Annotated in this window: 19 protein-coding genes; 12 read left to right on the forward strand and 7 right to left on the reverse strand. The window is 72.1% G+C overall.

The features are described 5' to 3' along the window. The first annotated feature begins 61 nt into the window (after positions 1-61). From OHA72_RS24290 to OHA72_RS24315, 6 genes are all read left to right on the forward strand, one after another. On the forward strand, positions 62-1,135 hold the full coding sequence (locus OHA72_RS24290) for a hypothetical protein (protein WP_327010081.1): 1,074 nt from the start codon (positions 62-64) through the stop codon (positions 1,133-1,135). Positions 1,136-1,167: 32 nt separating this feature from the next. Beyond that, positions 1,168-1,761: a hypothetical protein gene (locus OHA72_RS24295; protein WP_327010082.1), complete on the forward strand. Its 594-nt coding sequence runs from the start codon at positions 1,168-1,170 to the stop codon at positions 1,759-1,761. 84 nt (positions 1,762-1,845) lie between these two features. Further along, the gene (locus OHA72_RS24300) at positions 1,846-3,063 is read left to right on the forward strand and encodes an ROK family transcriptional regulator (protein WP_327010083.1); all 1,218 of its coding nucleotides are present in this window, start codon (positions 1,846-1,848) and stop codon (positions 3,061-3,063) included. A gap of 3 nt (positions 3,064-3,066) precedes the next feature. Next, positions 3,067-4,395, forward strand: coding sequence for a class I SAM-dependent DNA methyltransferase (locus OHA72_RS24305; protein WP_327010084.1), 1,329 nt, complete (start codon positions 3,067-3,069; stop codon positions 4,393-4,395). A 68-nt stretch (positions 4,396-4,463) separates the two neighbouring features. Further along, on the forward strand, positions 4,464-5,669 hold the full coding sequence (locus tag OHA72_RS24310; RefSeq protein WP_327010085.1) for a sugar efflux transporter: 1,206 nt from the start codon (positions 4,464-4,466) through the stop codon (positions 5,667-5,669). Then, a complete protein-coding gene (locus tag OHA72_RS24315) occupies positions 5,666-6,301 on the forward strand; it encodes a hypothetical protein (RefSeq protein WP_327010086.1) in 636 nt (211 codons plus the stop codon). Before OHA72_RS24310 ends, OHA72_RS24315 begins: the two co-directional genes overlap by 4 nt. Here OHA72_RS24315 and OHA72_RS24320 read toward each other — a convergent pair. Continuing rightward, on the reverse strand, positions 6,243-7,100 hold the full coding sequence (locus OHA72_RS24320; RefSeq protein ID WP_327010087.1) for an oxygenase MpaB family protein: 858 nt from the start codon (positions 7,098-7,100) through the stop codon (positions 6,243-6,245). The genes OHA72_RS24315 and OHA72_RS24320 overlap by 59 nt on opposite strands. 41 nt (positions 7,101-7,141) lie before the next feature. Here OHA72_RS24320 and OHA72_RS24325 point away from each other — a divergent pair, with 41 nt between their 5' ends. Beyond that, positions 7,142-7,528: a hypothetical protein gene (locus tag OHA72_RS24325; RefSeq protein ID WP_327010088.1), complete on the forward strand. Its 387-nt coding sequence runs from the start codon at positions 7,142-7,144 to the stop codon at positions 7,526-7,528. Here OHA72_RS24325 and OHA72_RS24330 read toward each other — a convergent pair. Further along, positions 7,503-9,089 carry an aminotransferase class I/II-fold pyridoxal phosphate-dependent enzyme gene (locus tag OHA72_RS24330; protein ID WP_327010089.1) on the reverse strand — a complete coding sequence of 529 codons (1,587 nt, stop codon included), beginning with the start codon at positions 9,087-9,089 and terminating at the stop codon, positions 7,503-7,505. The genes OHA72_RS24325 and OHA72_RS24330 overlap by 26 nt on opposite strands. A 79-nt stretch (positions 9,090-9,168) precedes the next feature. Between OHA72_RS24330 and OHA72_RS24335 the strand changes: the two genes are divergently transcribed. After that, positions 9,169-9,921, forward strand: a complete 753-nt coding sequence (locus OHA72_RS24335; RefSeq protein WP_327010090.1) for a CGNR zinc finger domain-containing protein — start codon at positions 9,169-9,171, stop codon at positions 9,919-9,921. On the opposite strand, the gene OHA72_RS24340 is transcribed toward OHA72_RS24335, so the two are convergent. The 5 genes from OHA72_RS24340 to OHA72_RS24360 all read right to left on the reverse strand — a co-directional run bounded on the left by OHA72_RS24340 (position 9,867) and on the right by OHA72_RS24360 (position 13,831). Then, positions 9,867-10,874, reverse strand: coding sequence for a hypothetical protein (locus OHA72_RS24340; RefSeq protein ID WP_327010091.1), 1,008 nt, complete (start codon positions 10,872-10,874; stop codon positions 9,867-9,869). The two genes, OHA72_RS24335 and OHA72_RS24340, sit on opposite strands and share 55 nt — an antisense overlap. Next, a complete protein-coding gene (locus OHA72_RS24345) occupies positions 10,871-11,446 on the reverse strand; it encodes a TerD family protein (RefSeq protein WP_327010092.1) in 576 nt (191 codons plus the stop codon). The genes OHA72_RS24340 and OHA72_RS24345 overlap by 4 nt, the downstream gene beginning before the upstream one ends. Positions 11,447-11,519: 73 nt before the next feature. Further along, on the reverse strand, positions 11,520-12,005 hold the full coding sequence (locus OHA72_RS24350) for a hypothetical protein (RefSeq protein ID WP_327010093.1): 486 nt from the start codon (positions 12,003-12,005) through the stop codon (positions 11,520-11,522). Positions 12,006-12,012: 7 nt separating this feature from the next. Beyond that, a complete protein-coding gene (locus OHA72_RS24355; RefSeq protein WP_327010094.1) occupies positions 12,013-13,215 on the reverse strand; it encodes a toxic anion resistance protein in 1,203 nt (400 codons plus the stop codon). A 37-nt stretch (positions 13,216-13,252) separates the two neighbouring features. Beyond that, positions 13,253-13,831, reverse strand: a complete 579-nt coding sequence (locus OHA72_RS24360) for a TerD family protein (RefSeq protein WP_327010095.1) — start codon at positions 13,829-13,831, stop codon at positions 13,253-13,255. A 311-nt stretch (positions 13,832-14,142) separates the two neighbouring features. Between OHA72_RS24360 and OHA72_RS24365 the strand changes: the two genes are divergently transcribed. The 4 genes from OHA72_RS24365 to OHA72_RS24380 are packed head-to-tail and all read left to right on the forward strand — an operon-like array spanning position 14,143 to position 17,233. After that, on the forward strand, positions 14,143-14,727 hold the full coding sequence (locus OHA72_RS24365) for a TerD family protein (protein WP_327010096.1): 585 nt from the start codon (positions 14,143-14,145) through the stop codon (positions 14,725-14,727). A gap of 50 nt (positions 14,728-14,777) precedes the next feature. Further along, complete coding sequence (locus tag OHA72_RS24370) at positions 14,778-15,947, forward strand: DUF475 domain-containing protein (protein WP_327010097.1); 1,170 nt, start codon at positions 14,778-14,780, stop codon at positions 15,945-15,947. Between the two features lie 40 nt (positions 15,948-15,987). Then, positions 15,988-16,623, forward strand: coding sequence for a TerD family protein (locus OHA72_RS24375; RefSeq protein WP_327010098.1), 636 nt, complete (start codon positions 15,988-15,990; stop codon positions 16,621-16,623). A gap of 31 nt (positions 16,624-16,654) precedes the next feature. Then, positions 16,655-17,233 carry a TerD family protein gene (locus OHA72_RS24380; RefSeq protein WP_327010099.1) on the forward strand — a complete coding sequence of 193 codons (579 nt, stop codon included), beginning with the start codon at positions 16,655-16,657 and terminating at the stop codon, positions 17,231-17,233. The last annotated feature ends 37 nt before the right edge of the window (positions 17,234-17,270 follow it).

The following is a 17,270-nucleotide window of genomic DNA, read 5'->3' on the forward strand; positions in this document are numbered from 1 at the left end:
CACGATGACCGGGACGTCCGGATAGATGTGGGAAACGTCCGTCACCCGTTACCGTGTCGGCATGGTCGTCGAGCTGCTCGTCACCGCGGAAGGCGCTCGCCGCAGGATCCTGATGCTGCAGTTCTGGGCCTCGTCGTCGGAGCTGTCCGGATTCCGTTTCTCCGAGGTGTACGAGCACCCGGACGCCGGACGGCACACCTTCGAGGTCGACACCGGCCGCCGCGCCATCGTCCTGTTCGGACGGTCCACTTTGGACAGTGCGGGTGAGCGCGCCACCGTCGAGGCGTTCCGGGCCAGGGTCGCGGCCGGCGACCTCGGCCCGCACCTGCCGCCGGGTGGTGCCCGCGATCTCGTCGAGCGCTGGATCCTCGACGCCGGCCTGCCCAGCAGGGTCGGCGGCCGCCCGCGCACCCACCGGGTCCTGCGGGCCGGTGACCGGTGGCTCACGCTGCGGTTCTGGGTCGGCCCGCGCCCGCAGACCTTCTGCTTCGAGGAGGAGCGCCGCACCGGCGAATTCCGCGACCCGGCCAACGTGCACGCGGTGTCGGCGCCGATGGCCGACCTGGAGCGGCTCGTGACGTTCCTCGAACGCGGCTACCCGCCGGCGGGTGCGCAGCGGCTCGACGACCGCCTCGCCGCCTGCTTCGACGCCGCCGCCGCGGCCGGCGACCTCGACGACGAACCGGCCCGCGATCTGGTCGCGGGGTGGTTCGCCGACGCGGGCACGGCAGCGACGCAGACCGGGTTCGCCCGCACCGAGCGGCTGCTGAAGGTGCACCGGGCCGCGACCGACTGTGTCTTCACGCTCACGCTCATCACCGACCCGCAGGCCGGCACGATCACCTTCCGCGAGGAGTACGACTACCTCCCCCGCCCCGGCGACCCGGGGCGTGAGTACTCCTACGGCGTGCGCACCCCGTACACCTCGATCCGCCGCCTGAACGAGTTCCTCGGCGCGGCACCGGGCGGTGACCCGCAGGCCCGCCTGGCACGGTGCTTCCGCGACCTGCTCGCCGCCGGCAGGATCGGCGACGGGCTGCCGCTGCGCGAGGCCCGCGACCGGGTCGGGGCGCTGTTCGCCGGGGCGGGGGTGCCGGCCGAGCCCGCCGACTCGCACTGGATCAGCAGCGACTGAAACTGTCGTACCCGGGCGTTACGCTCGCCGCCATGAACGCCGAGTTCCCGTTCCCGTTCTTCGGCGCCGGCGAGGCGACCTACTTCGAGTGGGCCGAGGTGTGCGTCCGGTTCGCCCGCGAGCCGGCCGAGGGGGAGCGGGCCGCGATCGCGCGGCGTGTCCCGCCGCCCCTCATGCCGGCCGAGGACGAGCAGGACCGGGTCTGGGCGGGCCCGCTGCTCACCGTGGGCAGCGACCAGTTCGCCCACATGTGGATCATCGAGAACTACCCGAAGGAGGACGACGACGAGACCGACGACGACGTCGAGGGCGGGTTCCCGTTCGCGGCGGTGTCGCGGGTGCGCCGGTTCAACGAGGACATCGAGGCGTGGCTGCGCTTCGCGCACGAGCAGTGCCCGATTCTGGTCGCATACCGCCCGGAGGACGGCGAGTCCGGCGGCACCGAGCTGTCGGCGTGGCACGATTGGAGCGTCGCGCGCGCCGACGAGGTGCTCGCCGCCTTCGACCCGGCGGTCGTGGAGGCCGCCCGGGCCGCGATCGGGCACGACCGTCACCCGGACGGCGAGGCGTATGTGGTCCGCGGCATCCTATGGATGGCACCCCAGCGGAGTTCTGTCAAGACCTGACAAATGCCATCGCCACATACCGGTTTGGGGCGATACTTTCGGTAAGTCCTTGACAGAACACGTCTGCCCCGTGAGGATCGCGCCGTGGTGGCCCAGCGCATCGACCCTCACACCCTCTGGCATCCCGAGACCGGCGGTGCCGGCCGGCGGGTGGCCGAGACGCTGCGCCTGTACGGTCCACGGACCCGCGCCGAGCTGGTGCACCTCAGCGGCCTGTCCCGCCCGACGGTGTCCTCGGCCCTCGCCGACCTCGGCGGCGCCGACCTGGTGAGCGAGCAGGTGGGTGCCGCCGCCAAACCGGTCGGCGGCCGCCCGGCGTCCGTGGTGCGGCTGACCCGGCGGGCCGGGATCGCGGTCGGCGTCGACGTCGGCCGCCGGCACGTGCGGGTCGCGCTCGCCGACCTCGGCCACGCGGTGCTGACCGAGCGGCAGTCCCGCACCGACTTCGACATCGACGACCGGCCGCGCGAGGCCCTGGACCTCGGCACGACCCTCGTCGACGCCGCGCTGCGCGGCATCGGCGCCGACCGCTCCGACGTCGTCGGCGTCGGGCTCGGGGTGCCGGCGCCGATCACCCGGGACTGGCGCATAGGGTCACCGGGGATGCTGCCCGGCTGGGCGGACGTGCTGCCGGCCGACGAGCTGACCGCCCGGCTGTCGCTGCCCGTGCGGGTCGACAACGACGCCAACCTGGCCGCGCTCGGCGAATACGTGTGGGGCGCCGGCCGCGGCTGCGCCGACCTGGTCTACGTCAAGCTCGCCACCGGCATCGGCGCCGGGATCGTGCTGGACGGCAGGCTGTACCGTGGCGCCGCCGGGACCGCGGGCGAGCTCGGTCACGTCACCCTCGACGCGCGGGGCCCCGTGTGCCGGTGCGGCAACCGCGGCTGCGTCGAGCTGTCGGTGGGCGGGCGTGCCCTGCTCAGCCACGCCCGGCTGTCGCATCCGGAGCTCACCGACCTCGCCGGTCTCATCGCGCTCGCGCAGGCCGGCGACCCCGGCTGCCGCCGCCTCCTCGCCGACGCCGGCACCCAGCTCGGTTACGCGCTCGGCAACCTCGTCAACCTGATCAACCCGCAGCGGGTGCTGCTCGGCGACGAGCTCGGCGCGGCGACCGACATCCTGCGCGAGCCGCTGCAGCGGGGCCTCGCCGAGACGGCGTTCACGGCCGCCGCCGCGTCGGTCGAGGTCGTGCAGAGCGCCCTGTCGCTGCGGGCCGCGGCGCTCGGCGGGGTGGCGCTCGCGCTGGGCGTGGACACCGTCCCGTTCGCGGCCGCGTCGCCCACCCTGTCTACCCTGTGACGGATGACTGACGCCCGTCGGCTGGTCGACCGGCTCTGGTCGTTCTGCCACGTGCTGCGCGACGACGGGGTCGGCGCCGTCGAATACGTGGAGCAGCTGACCTACCTGCTGTTCCTGAAGATGGCGCAGGAGCGCGGCACCGACCTCGGGTGGCGCCGGCTCACCGGCACGCCGGCCGCCTACCAGGACCTGCTCGGCGAGCTCGCCGGCCGCCCCGGCGTGCTCGGCACGATCTACGCCGGGGCCCGCAACCGGATCCAGGACCCGGCGAAGCTGCGCCGGCTCATCGAACTCATCGACCGCGAGCACTGGACCGGGTCCGGCGCCGACGTGGCCGGCGACGCGTACGAGGAGCTGCTGTCCCGTGGTGCCGAGGACGTGAAGTCGGGTGCCGGGCAGTACTTCACCCCGCGCCCCGTCGTCCAGGCCGTGGTCGCCTGCGTGCGGCCCACCGCCGCGGACACCGTCGTCGACCCGGCCGCCGGCACGGGCGGCTTCCTGCTGGAGGCGGCGAAGGTCGCGCGCAGCGTCGGCGGGATGGAACTCGTCGACGGCACCGCCCGCCTCGCCGCGATGAACCTGCTCCTGCACGGCGTCGGCACCCCGGACGGCCCGTCCCCGGTCGAGGTCGGCGACGCCCTGGCCGCCGACCCCGGCCGTCGCTACAGCGTGGTGCTGTCCAACCCGCCGTTCGGCCGCCGCGCCGGCGAGCGCGCGCCGGCCCGCGCCGACTTCACCGCGGCCACCGCCAACAAGCAGCTCAACTTCGTGCAGCACATCGCCACGATCCTCGACACCGGCGGCCGGGCCGCGGTCGTGGTGCCGGACAACGTCCTGTTCGAGGGCGGCGCCGGCGAGACGGTCCGCCGCCGGTTGTTGTGCGACTTCGACCTGCACACCATGCTGCGGTTGCCGACCGGCATCTTCTACGCACAGGGGGTGAAGGCCAACGTCCTGTTCTTCGACCGGACCCCGCCGTCAGGGGTGTTGTGGGTGTACGACCTGCGCGCCGGCGTGCACTTCACGCTGAAACAGGACCCGCTGCGCCGCGAGCACCTCGACGGGTTCGTCGCGGCGTACCGCCCAGGCGAGCCACGCACGTCCCGGGTGCGCGACGCGCGGTTCCGCCCGTACGGGCACGCCGAGCTCCTCGCCCGTCACGGGGTGGACCTCGACCTCACCTGGACCGCCGAGGCCGGCGAGCCCCGCGGATCCGGGGAGGTGGACGAGCCGCAGCGCCTCGCCCGCGCCATCGTCGAGGACCTGACCGCCGCACTGCGGGAGTTCGAGGCCGTCGCCCTGGAACTGGGGCCGGAGCCCGGCACCGGGTGAGCCGGTTCACGCCCGCACGGGCGCAATTCGGCGGAACGGCACCGTCTTTAGCGGTAAGGTAACGACTCGTGGTAACGAGCGCACCGGCCAGCACCCCTGTCAGCACATCCGCCGGCAGGGCACCCGGGGTGGGGCGGCTGCTCGTGCCGCTCGGCGCGATGTTCCTGTTCGTCGGCCTGTCGACCGCGGTCGTCGGGCCGTTCGTCTCGCTGTTCCTCAGCACCACCGTCAAGGCCGACCCGCTGCACGTCGCCGCGTTCCTCGTGGCCGGGCCGGTGTCGATGGTCGTGTCCTCGACCCTCATCGGCCGGCTGTCGGACCGGCGGCCGGTCCGCCGCCAGATCCTCGCCGCCGCGGCCGCCGCCGGTGGGATCAGCGCGACCGCCACCGCCTTCGTGCGCGACTACTGGGTGCTGCTGGCGCTGACCGTGACCGTGACCGCGATCAGCGGCTCGCTGTTCCCGCAGGCGTTCGCCTACGCCCGGGAGATCCTGGAGCGGCGCGGCTCGACCCGCGCCGCGATGACGATCAGCACGCTGCGGATGCTGTTCTCGATCGCGTGGGTGGCCGGGCCGCCCATCGCGGCGGTCCTCCTGGACGCCGGCGGCTTCCGCGTGCTCTACCTGACCGCCGCCGTGATGTACGGCGCGGCCGTGCTCGTCGCCGTGTTCGTCCTCGACGACGTCGCGCCGGCGCCGAAACCGCCCCGCGCCGAGGCCGGGCACGCTCCGGCGCGGGTGCTGCAGGTCGTCGCCGCGCTCACCCTGCTGCAGGCGGCCGGGACGCTGGGCGTGCAGGCGATGTCGCTGTACCTCAGCCACGACCTGCGCGGCTCGGTGCGCGACGCGGGCCTGGTGCTGGGGCTGTGCGCCGCCCTGGAGATCCCGCTGATGCTCGGGTTCGGCGCGCTGTCCACCCGGTGGCCGCTGCACCGGCTGATCGTGATCGGCGCCGGCCTCGGCGTGCTGTACTACGTGCTCGTCGCCGCGTCCACGCACACCTGGCAGGTCGGTGCCGCGCAGCTGGTGAACGCGAGCTTCATCGCCGCCGTGCAGGGCCTCGGCATCTCCTACGTGCAGGAGATGCTGCCCGGCGAGCCCGGCCGCGCGGCGACCCTCGCCGGCAACGCCTACCCGGTCGCCGCGATCCTCGCCGGGCCGCTGTTCGGCCTCGCCCAGCACTTCGGCTACCGCTACGCCTACGCCGCCGGCGCGACGCTGTGCGCCGCCGGTGTGGTGCTGCTGCTGACCTCGCGCCGCCCGCGCCGGTCGTGACGGCGCTGCGCTTCGACGGGTGGATCGCCGGCGTCGGGACGGCCGGCGGGACGAGGCTCGTCCTCGGGCACTGGCCCCGCTCACCGTTCGGCCCCGTCAGCGACGTCATGGTCGAACGCCCCGGCGGCCACCGGATCCTGCTCGCCGGCACCGCCGACCTCGCGGCGTTCGTCGCCGCGACCTACCGCTTCGACGACGTCCGGATCGTCGCGGTCGGCGTCGTTCGCACCGGTACGACCTGGGCCGTCGACGCCGGCCCCCTGGGCCTGAGGTTCACCACGGGGCGCCGGGGACCGATAGGCGGGTTGCTGCGGTGCGTCCCGCCGCCCGTGGCGCGGCACCCGCGGTGGATCGCCGCGATCGACCGGCCGGCCCGGCTGCTGCTGCCCGGGGTGCGCACGCACGGCAGCGCCGGTGACGACCGGCACGAGTGGTACGGCGTCCAGGACCTGCACCGCATCACCGCCGCGACCGCGACCTGGGACGGCGTGGACCTCGGGCCGCTCGCGGACGTGGACCCGCCGGTGCGCTTCGGGTTCGGCTCCACGCCCCGCGCGCCCTCGCTGGCCCGGATCACGACGACCGTCGGCCCAGCTTCGCCAGGTCGTAGCCGTCGGGGTAGGACTTCGTGACGATGCCGTCGGCGAACAGCGGCGTGGTGCGCGGCCGGGCCAGCCGCAGCAGCCGGGCCCGCGCCCGCAACGCCAGGTGCAGCCCCGTCCGGGCCCACGCCGGCGGGTCCGGCACCGCGCAGGCGCGGCGCAGCGGCGGGTCGTACAGGGCCGCGATGAGCGCGTCGGCCGCGCCCCGCAACGGTTTCGGGATGCGGCCGCGCAGCAGCCCCCGGGTGACCCGCTCGATCTGCTCCGCCTGCGGGGTGTGCCGCAGGTTGGCCGCCTCGTACGCGTCGAACCAGTCCTCGAAGGCCTGGTAGCCGGCCGGGAGGTCGCGGACCCCCATGCGCAGCCCGACCTCGCGGTAGTAGCGGGCGGCCGCCTCACGCTCCTGCTCGGCGGGTGCGCGCCACCCGTACCGCCGCAGCCAGCGCATCGGCACGACCACCAGTGCTGCCAGGACGTAGACGCTGTCATCGTTGTCGGCGGCGACGTGCCGGTGCGCCTCGTTCAGCAGGCGCAGCGCCAGCCGTCCGCGCGGATGTTCGAAGCCGTGCAGGAGGATCTCGTACATGATGATGCCGGTGTCGTCGGCGCGCCGCCGCGGCTCGGTCAGCACCCGTCCGGTCCGCACGAGGCCCTCGGCGACGCGGGGCAGCGCGAACGACCGGTTGAACGCTAGATTGAACGCCATACGCATGTCCCAGGGGAACTCCTCGCGCAGCGTCAGCTGGTGGATCAGCAGGTAGTCGACGCCCGCGTCGCTCGCCTGGATGCGTCGCAGATTGTCATATCGACCCCTTCTGATCCCCCGCATGGCTGTGCAGTCTACGGATCCGGTGGCTCATGGTGAAATCAGTGCGGCGCCGACGGGCGCTCCTGGCCGGGGCGGTCCTCCTGGCCGGATCGGCCCTGTGGTTCGGCACCGACGAGGTGCTGATCCGGGTGCACAGCGGCGGCGGGATCGCCGGTCGCTACGACACGGTGGTGATCTGGGAGTCCGGCAAGGTGCTGGTCGGTGAGCAGGACCTGGCATGGTCCTGGCTGACCCCCGGGCAGCACCGGCGGCTGCGCGCCGCCCTCGACGCCGCCGACTTCGCCCACGTGCCGCAGCCCCGCGGCGGCGTCAATTTCGGCCACCGGATCGACTACGACCGGTGGTCGGTGGTGGTCACCGACGGTGCCGGGCTGGGTGACGTGCTGGCGGTGCCGCTGGAGGTCATCGGGGAGTATCGCCACCGCTGAGCCGGTCCAGCATGTCGGCGAGCACGGCGGGCCCGGTGGCGAAGTTGAGGCGGACGAAGCCGGCGGTGTCCACTGTGGTCCCCGCGGAGAACTCCGCGCCCGCGCTGAGCCTGACCTTCGCGGTGCGCTCCAGATCCCCGGCCGGATCCGTGCCGCCCCAAGGGATCCAGCTGAGGTACGTCGCCTCCGGCGGCCGGTGCGGCAGCCGCGCGGCGACCGTGTCCCGGTTGGCGCGCAGCAGCGCCCGGGTCTGCTCCAGCCAGCCCGCCGACTCCCGCCACGCGGCGACGGTCGCGACCCGGCCCGCGATGCTGGGTGTGCCGTACACGTCGAGGGGTTGCGCGTCCAGCGACGCCCGCACCTGCTCCGGGCCGACGTGCGCGACGGCGAGGCGCAGCGCGGCCAGGTTGAACGCCTTCGTCGCCGAGGTCGCGGTGACGGTCCGCGCCGCGACCGACGGGTCGAGCGACGCGAACGGGATGTGCCGGTGCGGCGCGTACGCGAGGTCGGCGTGCACCTCGTCGGCGAGCACCACCAGGTCGAGCCGCTCCGCGACCGTCGCCAGGGCCTCGAGCTCGGCCCGGTCGAAGACCCGGCCGGTCGGGTTGTGCGGGTTGACGAGGACCAGCAGCCGGCAGCCCGCGAGCCGCTCCGCGAGCCGTTCGGTGTCGAACGTCCAGCGCGAGTCCCCAGCTCCGTCCCCGAGCATCGGCAGCGGCACGATGCGCCGCCCGGCGCGCGCGATGCTGGCCAGGAACGGCGGGTACGCCGGGACGTGGATCGCGACCCCGTCGCCGGGCGCGGTCGTGTGCTCGATCATCACCTGGAGGATCTGCAGCAGGTCGGTGAAGATCCTGGTGCGTCCGGGGCGCGGGCTCCAGCCGTGCCGCTGCCGCATCCAGTCCTCGAACGCGGCGACGACCGGGTCCTCGCCACGCCAGAACGGGTAGCCGAAGTCCTCGCGGTGCACCAGGTCCAGGAGGCGCTCGCGGATCGCGGGGGAGACCCCGAGGTCCATGTCGGCGACCCAGGCGCCGATGGTGCCCGGCGCCGTCGCGCCCCACTTGACGCCGTGCCCGGCCCGCAGCCGCGCCGTGTCGTCGCCACGCTCGGGGCTGATGCAGTCGCGCAGGATCTCCATCTGGCCGTGGTGCTGGGCCAGCTCCTCGAAGACGTGCTGCAGCGCGGCGCCCTGCGTGGCGACCCGCTCGGGACCCTGGAACCCCGGCGGCGGCGTGCCCCGGGGCGGGTCCTGCGGTGACGCGCCGCGCACGTCGGCGGCGAACTGCGCCCGCACCTGCGCGACCCGCGCCACGAGGTCCTCGACCCGGCCCTCCGCGGTGAACTCCGCGTCCCGGTCGCGCTCGCTCGGCCGCCCCGCGACGAGGGTCCCGGCCCAGAACCCGACCACGCCGAGGCAGTGCGTCAGCAGCGCGAACGGCGAGTTCGCCCCAGGCATCGGCCGCTTGCAGGCCCGCTCGTCGCCGAGGTCGGTGACGATGCGGACCATGCCGTCCAGCGCGCGGTCGGTGTAGTAGAGGTACTCCTCGGCGCTGATCATGCTCGTCCCCTTCGCGTCACCTGTCTAACCGGTGACGACAACCTTGCGCCGGGACGGCGTCACCTGTCAAGGTGGTGACGTGACGTTCGTGTTCGTCAGCGGTGACCTCGCCCTCGACTTCGCCGGCACGCTCAAGTGGCGCCGCAGCGCCCCGGAGGAGCTCCTCGCCACCCCGGCGGACGCGGCGCGCTGGGCCGTTGAGGCGGGCGTGCTGACGTCCGCCCCGCAACTGTCCACAGTGGACTACGGGTCATTGGTTGCCCTGCGGGAGCTGGTCTACCGGCTCGTCATCGCCACGCTTGAGGGGCGTTCCTGGCCGGCGAGGGACCTGCGCGCGCTGAACGCGGCGGCCGCCGTCACGCGGCCCGGGGTGAGCCTCACCACCGGCGGGGTCCGGCGGGTGGGCGGGGCGGCGGCGCTCGGGGCGGCCGTGGCGGTCGCGGTGGTCGAGCTGCTCGGCGGGCCCGACATGGCACTGGTGCGGGAGTGCGCGCTGCAGGAGTGCACCCGGCTGTTCGTGGACCGTTCCAGGGCCGGCAACCGCGCCTGGTGCGGCATGGAGGAGTGCGGCAACCGGGTCAAGGCCGCCGCCTACCGGGCCCGCCGCGGCGCCGGTCAGGCCGCTGCCGGTTCCGGTCGGGGCAGTTCCGGTGGTGGCGGTGGTGATGGTGCCGGTGGTGCCGGTGGTGATGGTGCCGGTGGTGCCGGTGGTGGCGGTGGTGGCGGTGGTGGCGGTGGTGGCGATGGTGGCGATGGTGGCGGTGCCGGTGGCGGCGGTCAGGTGGCCGGCGGGATCGCGGTGTCGGCGTCGCGCCAGGCGATGCGGTCGTAGCCGAAGGCCAGGCACGCGTCGCGGATCCGGCCGGGCACCGTCTGGGCCTCCGCGCGCAGGACGATCTCGCCGTCGACGTTGTACAGCGACAGCAGCACCGTCGGACCCGGCGCCGGAGGGTCGATGGGGATCTCGACGCGGGCGTGGCCGTGGGTGCTGATGAGCAGCGTGCCGGCCCAGTGCGGCCCGGGATCGGCCGCCGGCACGCCGAACACGATGAGCCGCTGCAGGTGCCGGCCGTGCAGCAGGTCCAGGCGCAGCCGCTGGTGCCCGGCGCGCCGGTCGAAGGCGAGCGGGCCGAACGTCTCGCCCGGGCGCAGCACCGAGGACCAGCCGGAGTCCATCTGGTACGCGCAGCCGAGCACGAACCCGTCGTCCGGCGACCAGGCGGCCTCGAACGTCAGCGCTCCGATGCCGGACTGGAGCCGGGTCAGCTGCACCGACGGCCGGCGCGGCGACAGCACCGTCGGCGCGGAGTCATGGGTGCGCGGCGGGGTGAACGCCGGCGTGGCCGCCACCGGCGGGGCGGCCGCGGGCGTGGCCCTCGGCGGGGGAGCGAACGGCACCGGGTCCTGGGTCGCCTCGCCGGACAGATCGAGGGAGGTGCTCCGGGCGGGCGCGGGCGGCGGGGTGGTGCGGTCGGACAGGTCCAGGGACGTGTTTGCGGCGGGCACGGGCGGTGGGGTACCGCTGCCGCCGGACAGATCGAGGGACGTGTCGCCACCGGACAGGTCGAGGGAGGTGCTCCGCGCGGGCGGCGGGGCGGCGGGGCCGCTGGACAGGTCCAGGGAGGTGGCCGCCGTGGCTGCGGGCGGCGGCGCGGGGGCGGGCGCCGGTGTGGTCGCCCTGGCAGGGAGGCGCCGGTGCCGGATCCAGGACAGGTCGTCGGTGGTGACGGCGGCGTGGACTGGGCCGCGGTGCCGCAGCCAGGACAGGTCGTCCGTGCCGCTCACAACCGGATCCCGTAGTCGGCCGCGAGGGCCGTGACACCGCCCGCGTATCCGTCGCCGAGGACCTTGAACTTCCAGCCGCCGCTGTGCCGGTACAGCTCGCCGAGCGCCAGGCCGGTCTCGGAGTCCAGGGCCGGGGCCAGGTTCTCCGAACGGATCAGCTCCGCGTTGCCGTCGAGGTTGAGGACCCTGATGATGCACGTCTTCAACCGGCCGAGGGTGCGGCGCACCGCGGTGCCCTCGTTGACATACATGACGACGACGATCCGCGTGACCTCGGCGGGCGCGGCGTGCAGGTCGACCTCGATCTGGTCCCGGTCCTCGCCGACGACCTCCCGCAGCTGCTGCACCGACAGGTCGGGCGAGGCGAGCTGGTTGAAGTACACGAAGTGCCGGTCGGAGACGGCGTCACCGTCGCCGCGGCAGAGGATCGCGGCGACGACGATGTTGTCGACCAGGACCTGCTCGAGGCCCGCGCTGAACTGCACCCCGAGCACGACCCCGCGCAGGTCGGGGATCTCCCGGGTCAGCGTGACGTTCGCCCCGCGCTTCATCTCCTTCACGGCTCCGGTCATGCCGCCGCCTCCGGCGTCGGCACGACCCAATGCTGGGCCCACGATGACCGGCCCGAGACGCTGCGCTGGCCGGTCATGAGAGGTCCAGGTCGGAGCCGGAGAACTTGGTCCGCAGGAAGTTGCCCTGGGTGGCGAGGGCGTCACGGTCCTGGCCGCGCACGGCGACCAGGATGTTGGACGCGGCCTCCTGCAGCAGGTCGAGCTGCTCCAGCAGCTCCGGGACCGGGGCGGGCCGGTCGCGCATCGACGCCTCCAGAGTCAGGTAGCTGCGAAGGGTGGTCGGCAGGAAGTCCTCGACGGTGTTGCGGACCAGCAGCACCGCGTGGATGTCGAGCGGCCGGGTCGCCGACGTGTCCAGGATCTCCCGGAGCGTGTCGGTGAGCCAGCGCGCCTTGACGACCGCGGACGCCGGCAGCCGGGACGCGTGCTGGTTGACGAAGTGCTCGGCGTCCACGATCCGCCGGCGGATCTGCTCGGGATCGTCGACCTGGTCGGCCGTGGGTTCGGTGGCGGGGGCCGCGTCGTCGTCGGCGTCCCCCCACCATCGCAGCCAGCGCACGGGTGGGTCAGCCGGTCTGCTCGCCGCGCCGCGTGCGCTCGAGATACGGCGCGGCACGCTGGATCTGCCCCTCAAGGGCCTGGACCGTCTGCGCCATCGAGTCGACCGCCTGCGCGCGGAACGTGTCGAGCGCGTCCATGGTGGCGAACACGTTGTCGAACGCCGCCTGGAGCTTGTTGATGTCGATGGTGGACGACGCGGCCTGCTGGTTGATCGCCGCGCCCTGCGTCTTGAGCTGCTGTGACGTGGCCTCGATGAGATTCGAGGTGACCGTGTTGAGCTGGGTGATCTGGTCCAGGACGAGCTTCTGCCGGGCCAGGGCCTGCGACACGATCACCGCGATGCGCAGCGCGGCGATGGTGGTCGTCTGCGCCCGGTCGACACCGCGGATGAGCTCCAGGTTGTTGCGGCGGACCAGGTCGAGGGCCATGTAGCCCTGCACGTTGACCGCCATCTGGGTCATGATGTCCTGCCGGCGCTGCCGGACCGGGAACAGCGCGTCGGAGCGCAGCGTCGCGGCGGCGTCGGTCTGACCGGAGGCCTCCAGGGCGTTGACCTTCGCCTCGATCGCGCTGTCGAGGGCCGCGGCGAGCTCGTTGTACTCGGCAAGGCGGCCCATCGTGGTCCACATGTTGACCTTCTCGGTCTCAATGGCCGCGTTGTCCTTGCGCAGGTCGTTCTGTCCGGAGTCCAGCGAGACGATGATCGCGTTGAGGTGCGACTGCGCCGACTTGTACTTGGCGAAATACCGGTCGATCTTGTCGCCGCCGGGCAGCCACTTCAGGACCTTCTGCACGCCGGTCAGGTCGGCCCGGTTGGGGTCCAGGTCGGTGATCGTGGTGCGCAGGTCGACGAGGGTGTTGGCGACCCTGGTCTGGGCGTCGTCGGTGGCGCCGCGCCCCCGGCTGCGGCCCAGGGCGGCGGCGGGACGCTCCAACATGCGGTTGGACATCCCGGCCGCCGCGCGCATGTCCTGCTCGCCCATCGACGTGATCGACGAGACCTTCTGCTGGAAGGCCGGCGAGTTGGTGTCGATCGCGGCCAGCTCCTCGACGAAGGCGGTGGCCTTCTTGCGCAGCTCCACCTGCTTCTCGGACTGCAAGGGCACCGCACCTGCCGCCTGGGCCGGCTCCACGACCACGACCGGCGCGGGAGGAGTCAGCACCAGCGCGCCCTGCTGCGGGGGGCCGCCGAGATCGAGTTCGGACATTCCAGGACCCTTTCCGATCAACTCTCGTTGGTGCAGCTCAGCCGACGTTGACGCCGAAGTCGCGGGCGATACCGGCCAGCCCGGAGGCATACCCCTGGCCGACGGCGCGGAACTTCCACTCGCCGTTGTGCCGGTACAGCTCGCCGAAGATCATCGCGGTCTCCGAGGAGGCGTCCTCGGTGAGGTCGTAGCGGGTGAGCTCCGCGCCGCCGTCCTGGTTGACCACCCGGATGAAGGCGTTGCGGACCTGGCCGAAGTTCTGGCCGCGCTGGGGCGCCTCGTAGATCGACACGGGGAACACGATCTTGTGGCACTCCGCCGGGACCTGGGCGAGCTGCACCAGGATCTTCTCGTCGTCACCGTCGCCGCCGCCGGTGAGGTTGTCGCCGGTGTGCTCGACGGACCCCTCGGGGCTCTTCAGGTTGTTGAAGAAGACGAAGTGCTGATCCGACAGGATCTTGCCGCTCTCGCCGAGCATGAGGGCGCTTGCGTCGAGGTCGAACTCGGCGCCGCTGGTGGACCGCTCATCCCAGCCGAGGCCGATCATCACCGCGCGAAGGTTCGGCGCCTGCTTGGTGAGCGAGACATTGCCGCCCTTGGTGAGGGTGACGGACATGGGAACTCTCCTCGCGCTCTCGTTGTGGTCGTCAACCATGTCCGATCGGCTTGTCGGATATATTCATCCGGCTGATCGACGACACCGGAGCCGCCTTCAAAGCTAACGCGCTTCCGGCTAGTGTCGAACATTGATCGAACAAGGCGGAGCCTACCCCAACGCTTCAAGCGGACGCGCCCGCACGAACGAGCGAACACCGACTCCCGCTGGCGGCCGGACGCTACTCTCGGGCGGGCACCATCATGATCAGCCGTCGGCGCCGCCTGACGCCGGGGGATCATCGGCAAAACATCGAATGACTGGAGATCGGTATGGGCATCAGCCTGACCAAAGGTGGCAACGTCTCACTGACCAAGCAGGCGGGTCCCGCCGGTCTGACGGCGGTGACCGTCGGCCTCGGTTGGGATGTCCGCACGACGACAGGCACCGAGTTCGACCTCGATGCGTCGGCGATCGCGACGAACGCCGAGGGCAAGGTCTTCTCCGACAAGCACTTCATCTTCTACGGCAACCTGGCGACCCCGGACGGCTCGATCCAGCACACCGGCGACAGCCTGACCGGTGAGGGCGGCGGTGACGACGAGCAGATCAAGGTCAACCTCGCCGGCCTGCCGGCCGAGATCGACAAGATCGTCTTCCCGGTGTCGATCTACGACGCCGACACCCGCTCGCAGTCCTTCGGCCAGGTCCGCAACGCCTTCATCCGCGTCTTCAACAGCGCCGACGGCGTCGAGCTCGCGCGGTACGATCTGAGCGAGGACGCTTCCACCGAAACCGCGATGGTGTTCGGCGAATTGTACCGCAATGGTGCCGAATGGAAGTTCCGCGCGGTCGGTCAGGGCTACGCGTCCGGGCTGCGGGGCATCGCCGGGGACTTCGGCGTCAACGTCGGATAGTAAGGTCGGCGCACCCGCAACATCCCGATGAGCCCGAAACGGTGTGACAGATGTTCTTGAAGACATTCGGCTGGTCACTGGGGGTCACCGCGGTGACGCTCATTGCCGCCTTCCTCCTGGGTGGGCCGACCGCCTTCCTCATCGTCGCCATCCTCTGCGTGCTGGAGATCTCGGTCTCGTTCGACAACGCGGTGGTCAACGCGACCGTGCTGGGGCGGATGAACGCCTGGTGGCAGCGGCTGTTCCTCACCGTCGGCGTCCTCATCGCCGTGTTCGGCATGCGCCTGGTCTTCCCCCTGCTGCTCGTCGGCATCACCGCCTCACTCAACCCGATCGACGTCGTCCGGCTCGCCCTCGAGGGCGGGTCGGTCGACGAGCCGGGCACCTACGCCGCCCTGCTGCACGAGGCGCACCCGAGCATCGCCGCCTTCGGCGGCATGTTCCTGCTCGTGCTCTTCCTGGACTTCGTCCTGGAGACCCGCGAGCACACCTGGCTCAGCTGGCTGGAGAAGCCGCTTGCCAAGATCGGCAAGCTCGACCAGCTGTCGGTGGTCCTGTCCCTGGCCATCCTCGTGATCGCGGCGGAGACCCTCGCCAAGGACGTCGGCACGGTCATGGTCTCCGGTGTGCTCGGCATCGCCGTCTACATCCTGGTCAACAGCCTCGGTGAACTCTTCGAGAACGCCGGTGGCCTCGGCGATGACGACGACGAGGATGACGACGAGAAGGAGAAGGCCGCCGGGATACACGGTGACGCGGGCGACGTCGAGGCCTCCGTCAGCCGCGCCGGCGGACCGAACGCCGTCGTCCAGGTGGCCGGCAAGGCCGCGTTCTTCCTGTTCCTCTACCTCGAGGTGCTCGACGCGTCGTTCTCGTTCGACGGCGTCATCGGCGCGTTCGCCATCAGCCAGAACATCTTCGTCATCGCCGCCGGCCTCGGTGTCGGCGCGATGTACATCCGGTCGCTGACGGTGTACCTGGTCCGCAAGGGCACCCTGAGCGAGTACGTGTTCCTCGAGCACGGCGCGCACTGGGCCATCGGCGCCCTCGCCGCGATCCTGCTGGTCGGGATCAAGTACGAGGTGCCCGAGATCGTCACCGGCCTGATCGGTGTCGGCTTCATCCTCGCCGCGTTCCTGTCCTCGGTCGTGCTCAACAGGCGCAACGACGCCGCCGAGGCCGCCGAGGAGCGCGCCGAGAGCCTCGCCGGCCGCCCGTAACTCAAACCCCCGCACCCCTCCCGGGAAGGCAGGCAACGCCGTGACGAACCCGAACAACCCGGTCTCGCTGAACAAGGTCACACTGACCAAGGCGGCCCCGGCGGTCTCGCTCGCCAAGCAGGGCGGGGCCGCGGGCATCCTCCGGGTCAACCTCAACTGGGCGCAGCCCGCCGGCAAGGGCGGGCTGTTCAGCCGCAGGCCGAAGGGCGTCGACCTCGACCTGGGCTGCCTCTACGAGTACACCGACGGCTCCAAGGGGGTCGTGCAGGCGCTCGGCGACTCGCTGCGTGACGTGCACACCCTCGGCCGCGACCCGATCTGCCGCCTCGACGGCGACGATCGCAGCGGCACGAACACCGGCGGCGAGAACCTGTTCGTCGACCTGCGGTACGCGGCGAACATCCGCCGGATCCTGGTGTTCGCGTTCATCTACGAGGGCACCCCGAACTGGGCCGCGGCCCAGGCGGTGGTGACCCTCTTCCCGGTCGCCGGCCCCCAGCTGGAGATCCACCTCGACGAGCCGGACCCGTCGGCCATGATGTGCGCGATCGCGATGATCGAGGGCAACGGCACCGACGTGTCCGTGCGCCGCGAGGTCCGCTACGTCCGCGGTGGCCAGCGCCTGCTCGACGAGACCTACGGCTGGGGCATGCGCTGGGCGGCCGGCCGTAAATGACAGCGTTGTCGACCTTTCGGAAGGCGTACATATGGGTGTGAGTCTGAGCAAGGGCCAGTCCGTCTCGCTCGTCAAGGGCGGCGGCGGCACGCTCACCAAGGTCCGCATGGGCCTCGGCTGGGACGCCATGAAGAAGAAGGGCCTGTTCGGCGGCCTGAAGACCCAGTCGATCGACCTGGACGCGTCCTGCCTGCTGTTCGACAGCGCCAACGCCCTCGTCGACCAGGTGTGGTTCCGGCAGCTGCGCAGCACCGACGGTGCCGTGCAGCACACCGGCGACAACACCACCGGCGCGGGTGAGGGCGACGACGAGAGCATCATCGTCGACCTGGTCGCACTGTCGCTCAACGTCCGCACGCTGGTCTTCGTGGTCAACTCGTTCACCGGGCAGAGCTTCGCCCAGATCGAGAACGCGTACTGCCGCCTCATCGACGAGACGAACGGCGCCGAGCTGGCCCGCTTCGACCTCAGCGGCTCCGGCCCGCACACGGCGCAGGTCATGTGCAAGCTGACCCGCGACCAGCAGGGCTGGACGATGACCGCGATCGGCACGCAGGCCTCCGGACGCACGTTCCGCGACCTGCTGCCCGCCGTCAACGCCCACCTGTAGATCCTGCACGCACCCCGCGCCCGCCCTGCCGGTTTTC

The sequence above is a fragment of the Dactylosporangium sp. NBC_01737 genome, assembly GCF_035963215.1.
Taxonomy (GTDB): domain Bacteria; phylum Actinomycetota; class Actinomycetes; order Mycobacteriales; family Micromonosporaceae; genus Dactylosporangium.

Coding starts and splice junctions, on each gene's coding strand:
- OHA72_RS24290 (WP_327010081.1), top strand. CDS start 62: ATGGTCGTCGAGCTGCTCGTCACCGCGGAAGGCGCTCGCCGCAGGATC.
- OHA72_RS24295 (WP_327010082.1), top strand. CDS start 1,168: ATGAACGCCGAGTTCCCGTTCCCGTTCTTCGGCGCCGGCGAGGCGACC.
- OHA72_RS24355 (WP_327010094.1), bottom strand. CDS start 13,215: ATGTCCGAACTCGATCTCGGCGGCCCCCCGCAGCAGGGCGCGCTGGTG.
- OHA72_RS24370 (WP_327010097.1), top strand. CDS start 14,778: ATGTTCTTGAAGACATTCGGCTGGTCACTGGGGGTCACCGCGGTGACG.
- OHA72_RS24330 (WP_327010089.1), bottom strand. CDS start 9,089: ATGATCAGCGCCGAGGAGTACCTCTACTACACCGACCGCGCGCTGGAC.
- OHA72_RS24380 (WP_327010099.1), top strand. CDS start 16,655: ATGGGTGTGAGTCTGAGCAAGGGCCAGTCCGTCTCGCTCGTCAAGGGC.
- OHA72_RS24345 (WP_327010092.1), bottom strand. CDS start 11,446: ATGACCGGAGCCGTGAAGGAGATGAAGCGCGGGGCGAACGTCACGCTG.
- OHA72_RS24320 (WP_327010087.1), bottom strand. CDS start 7,100: ATGCGGGGGATCAGAAGGGGTCGATATGACAATCTGCGACGCATCCAG.
- OHA72_RS24305 (WP_327010084.1), top strand. CDS start 3,067: ATGACTGACGCCCGTCGGCTGGTCGACCGGCTCTGGTCGTTCTGCCAC.
- OHA72_RS24360 (WP_327010095.1), bottom strand. CDS start 13,831: ATGTCCGTCACCCTCACCAAGGGCGGCAATGTCTCGCTCACCAAGCAG.
- OHA72_RS24365 (WP_327010096.1), top strand. CDS start 14,143: ATGGGCATCAGCCTGACCAAAGGTGGCAACGTCTCACTGACCAAGCAG.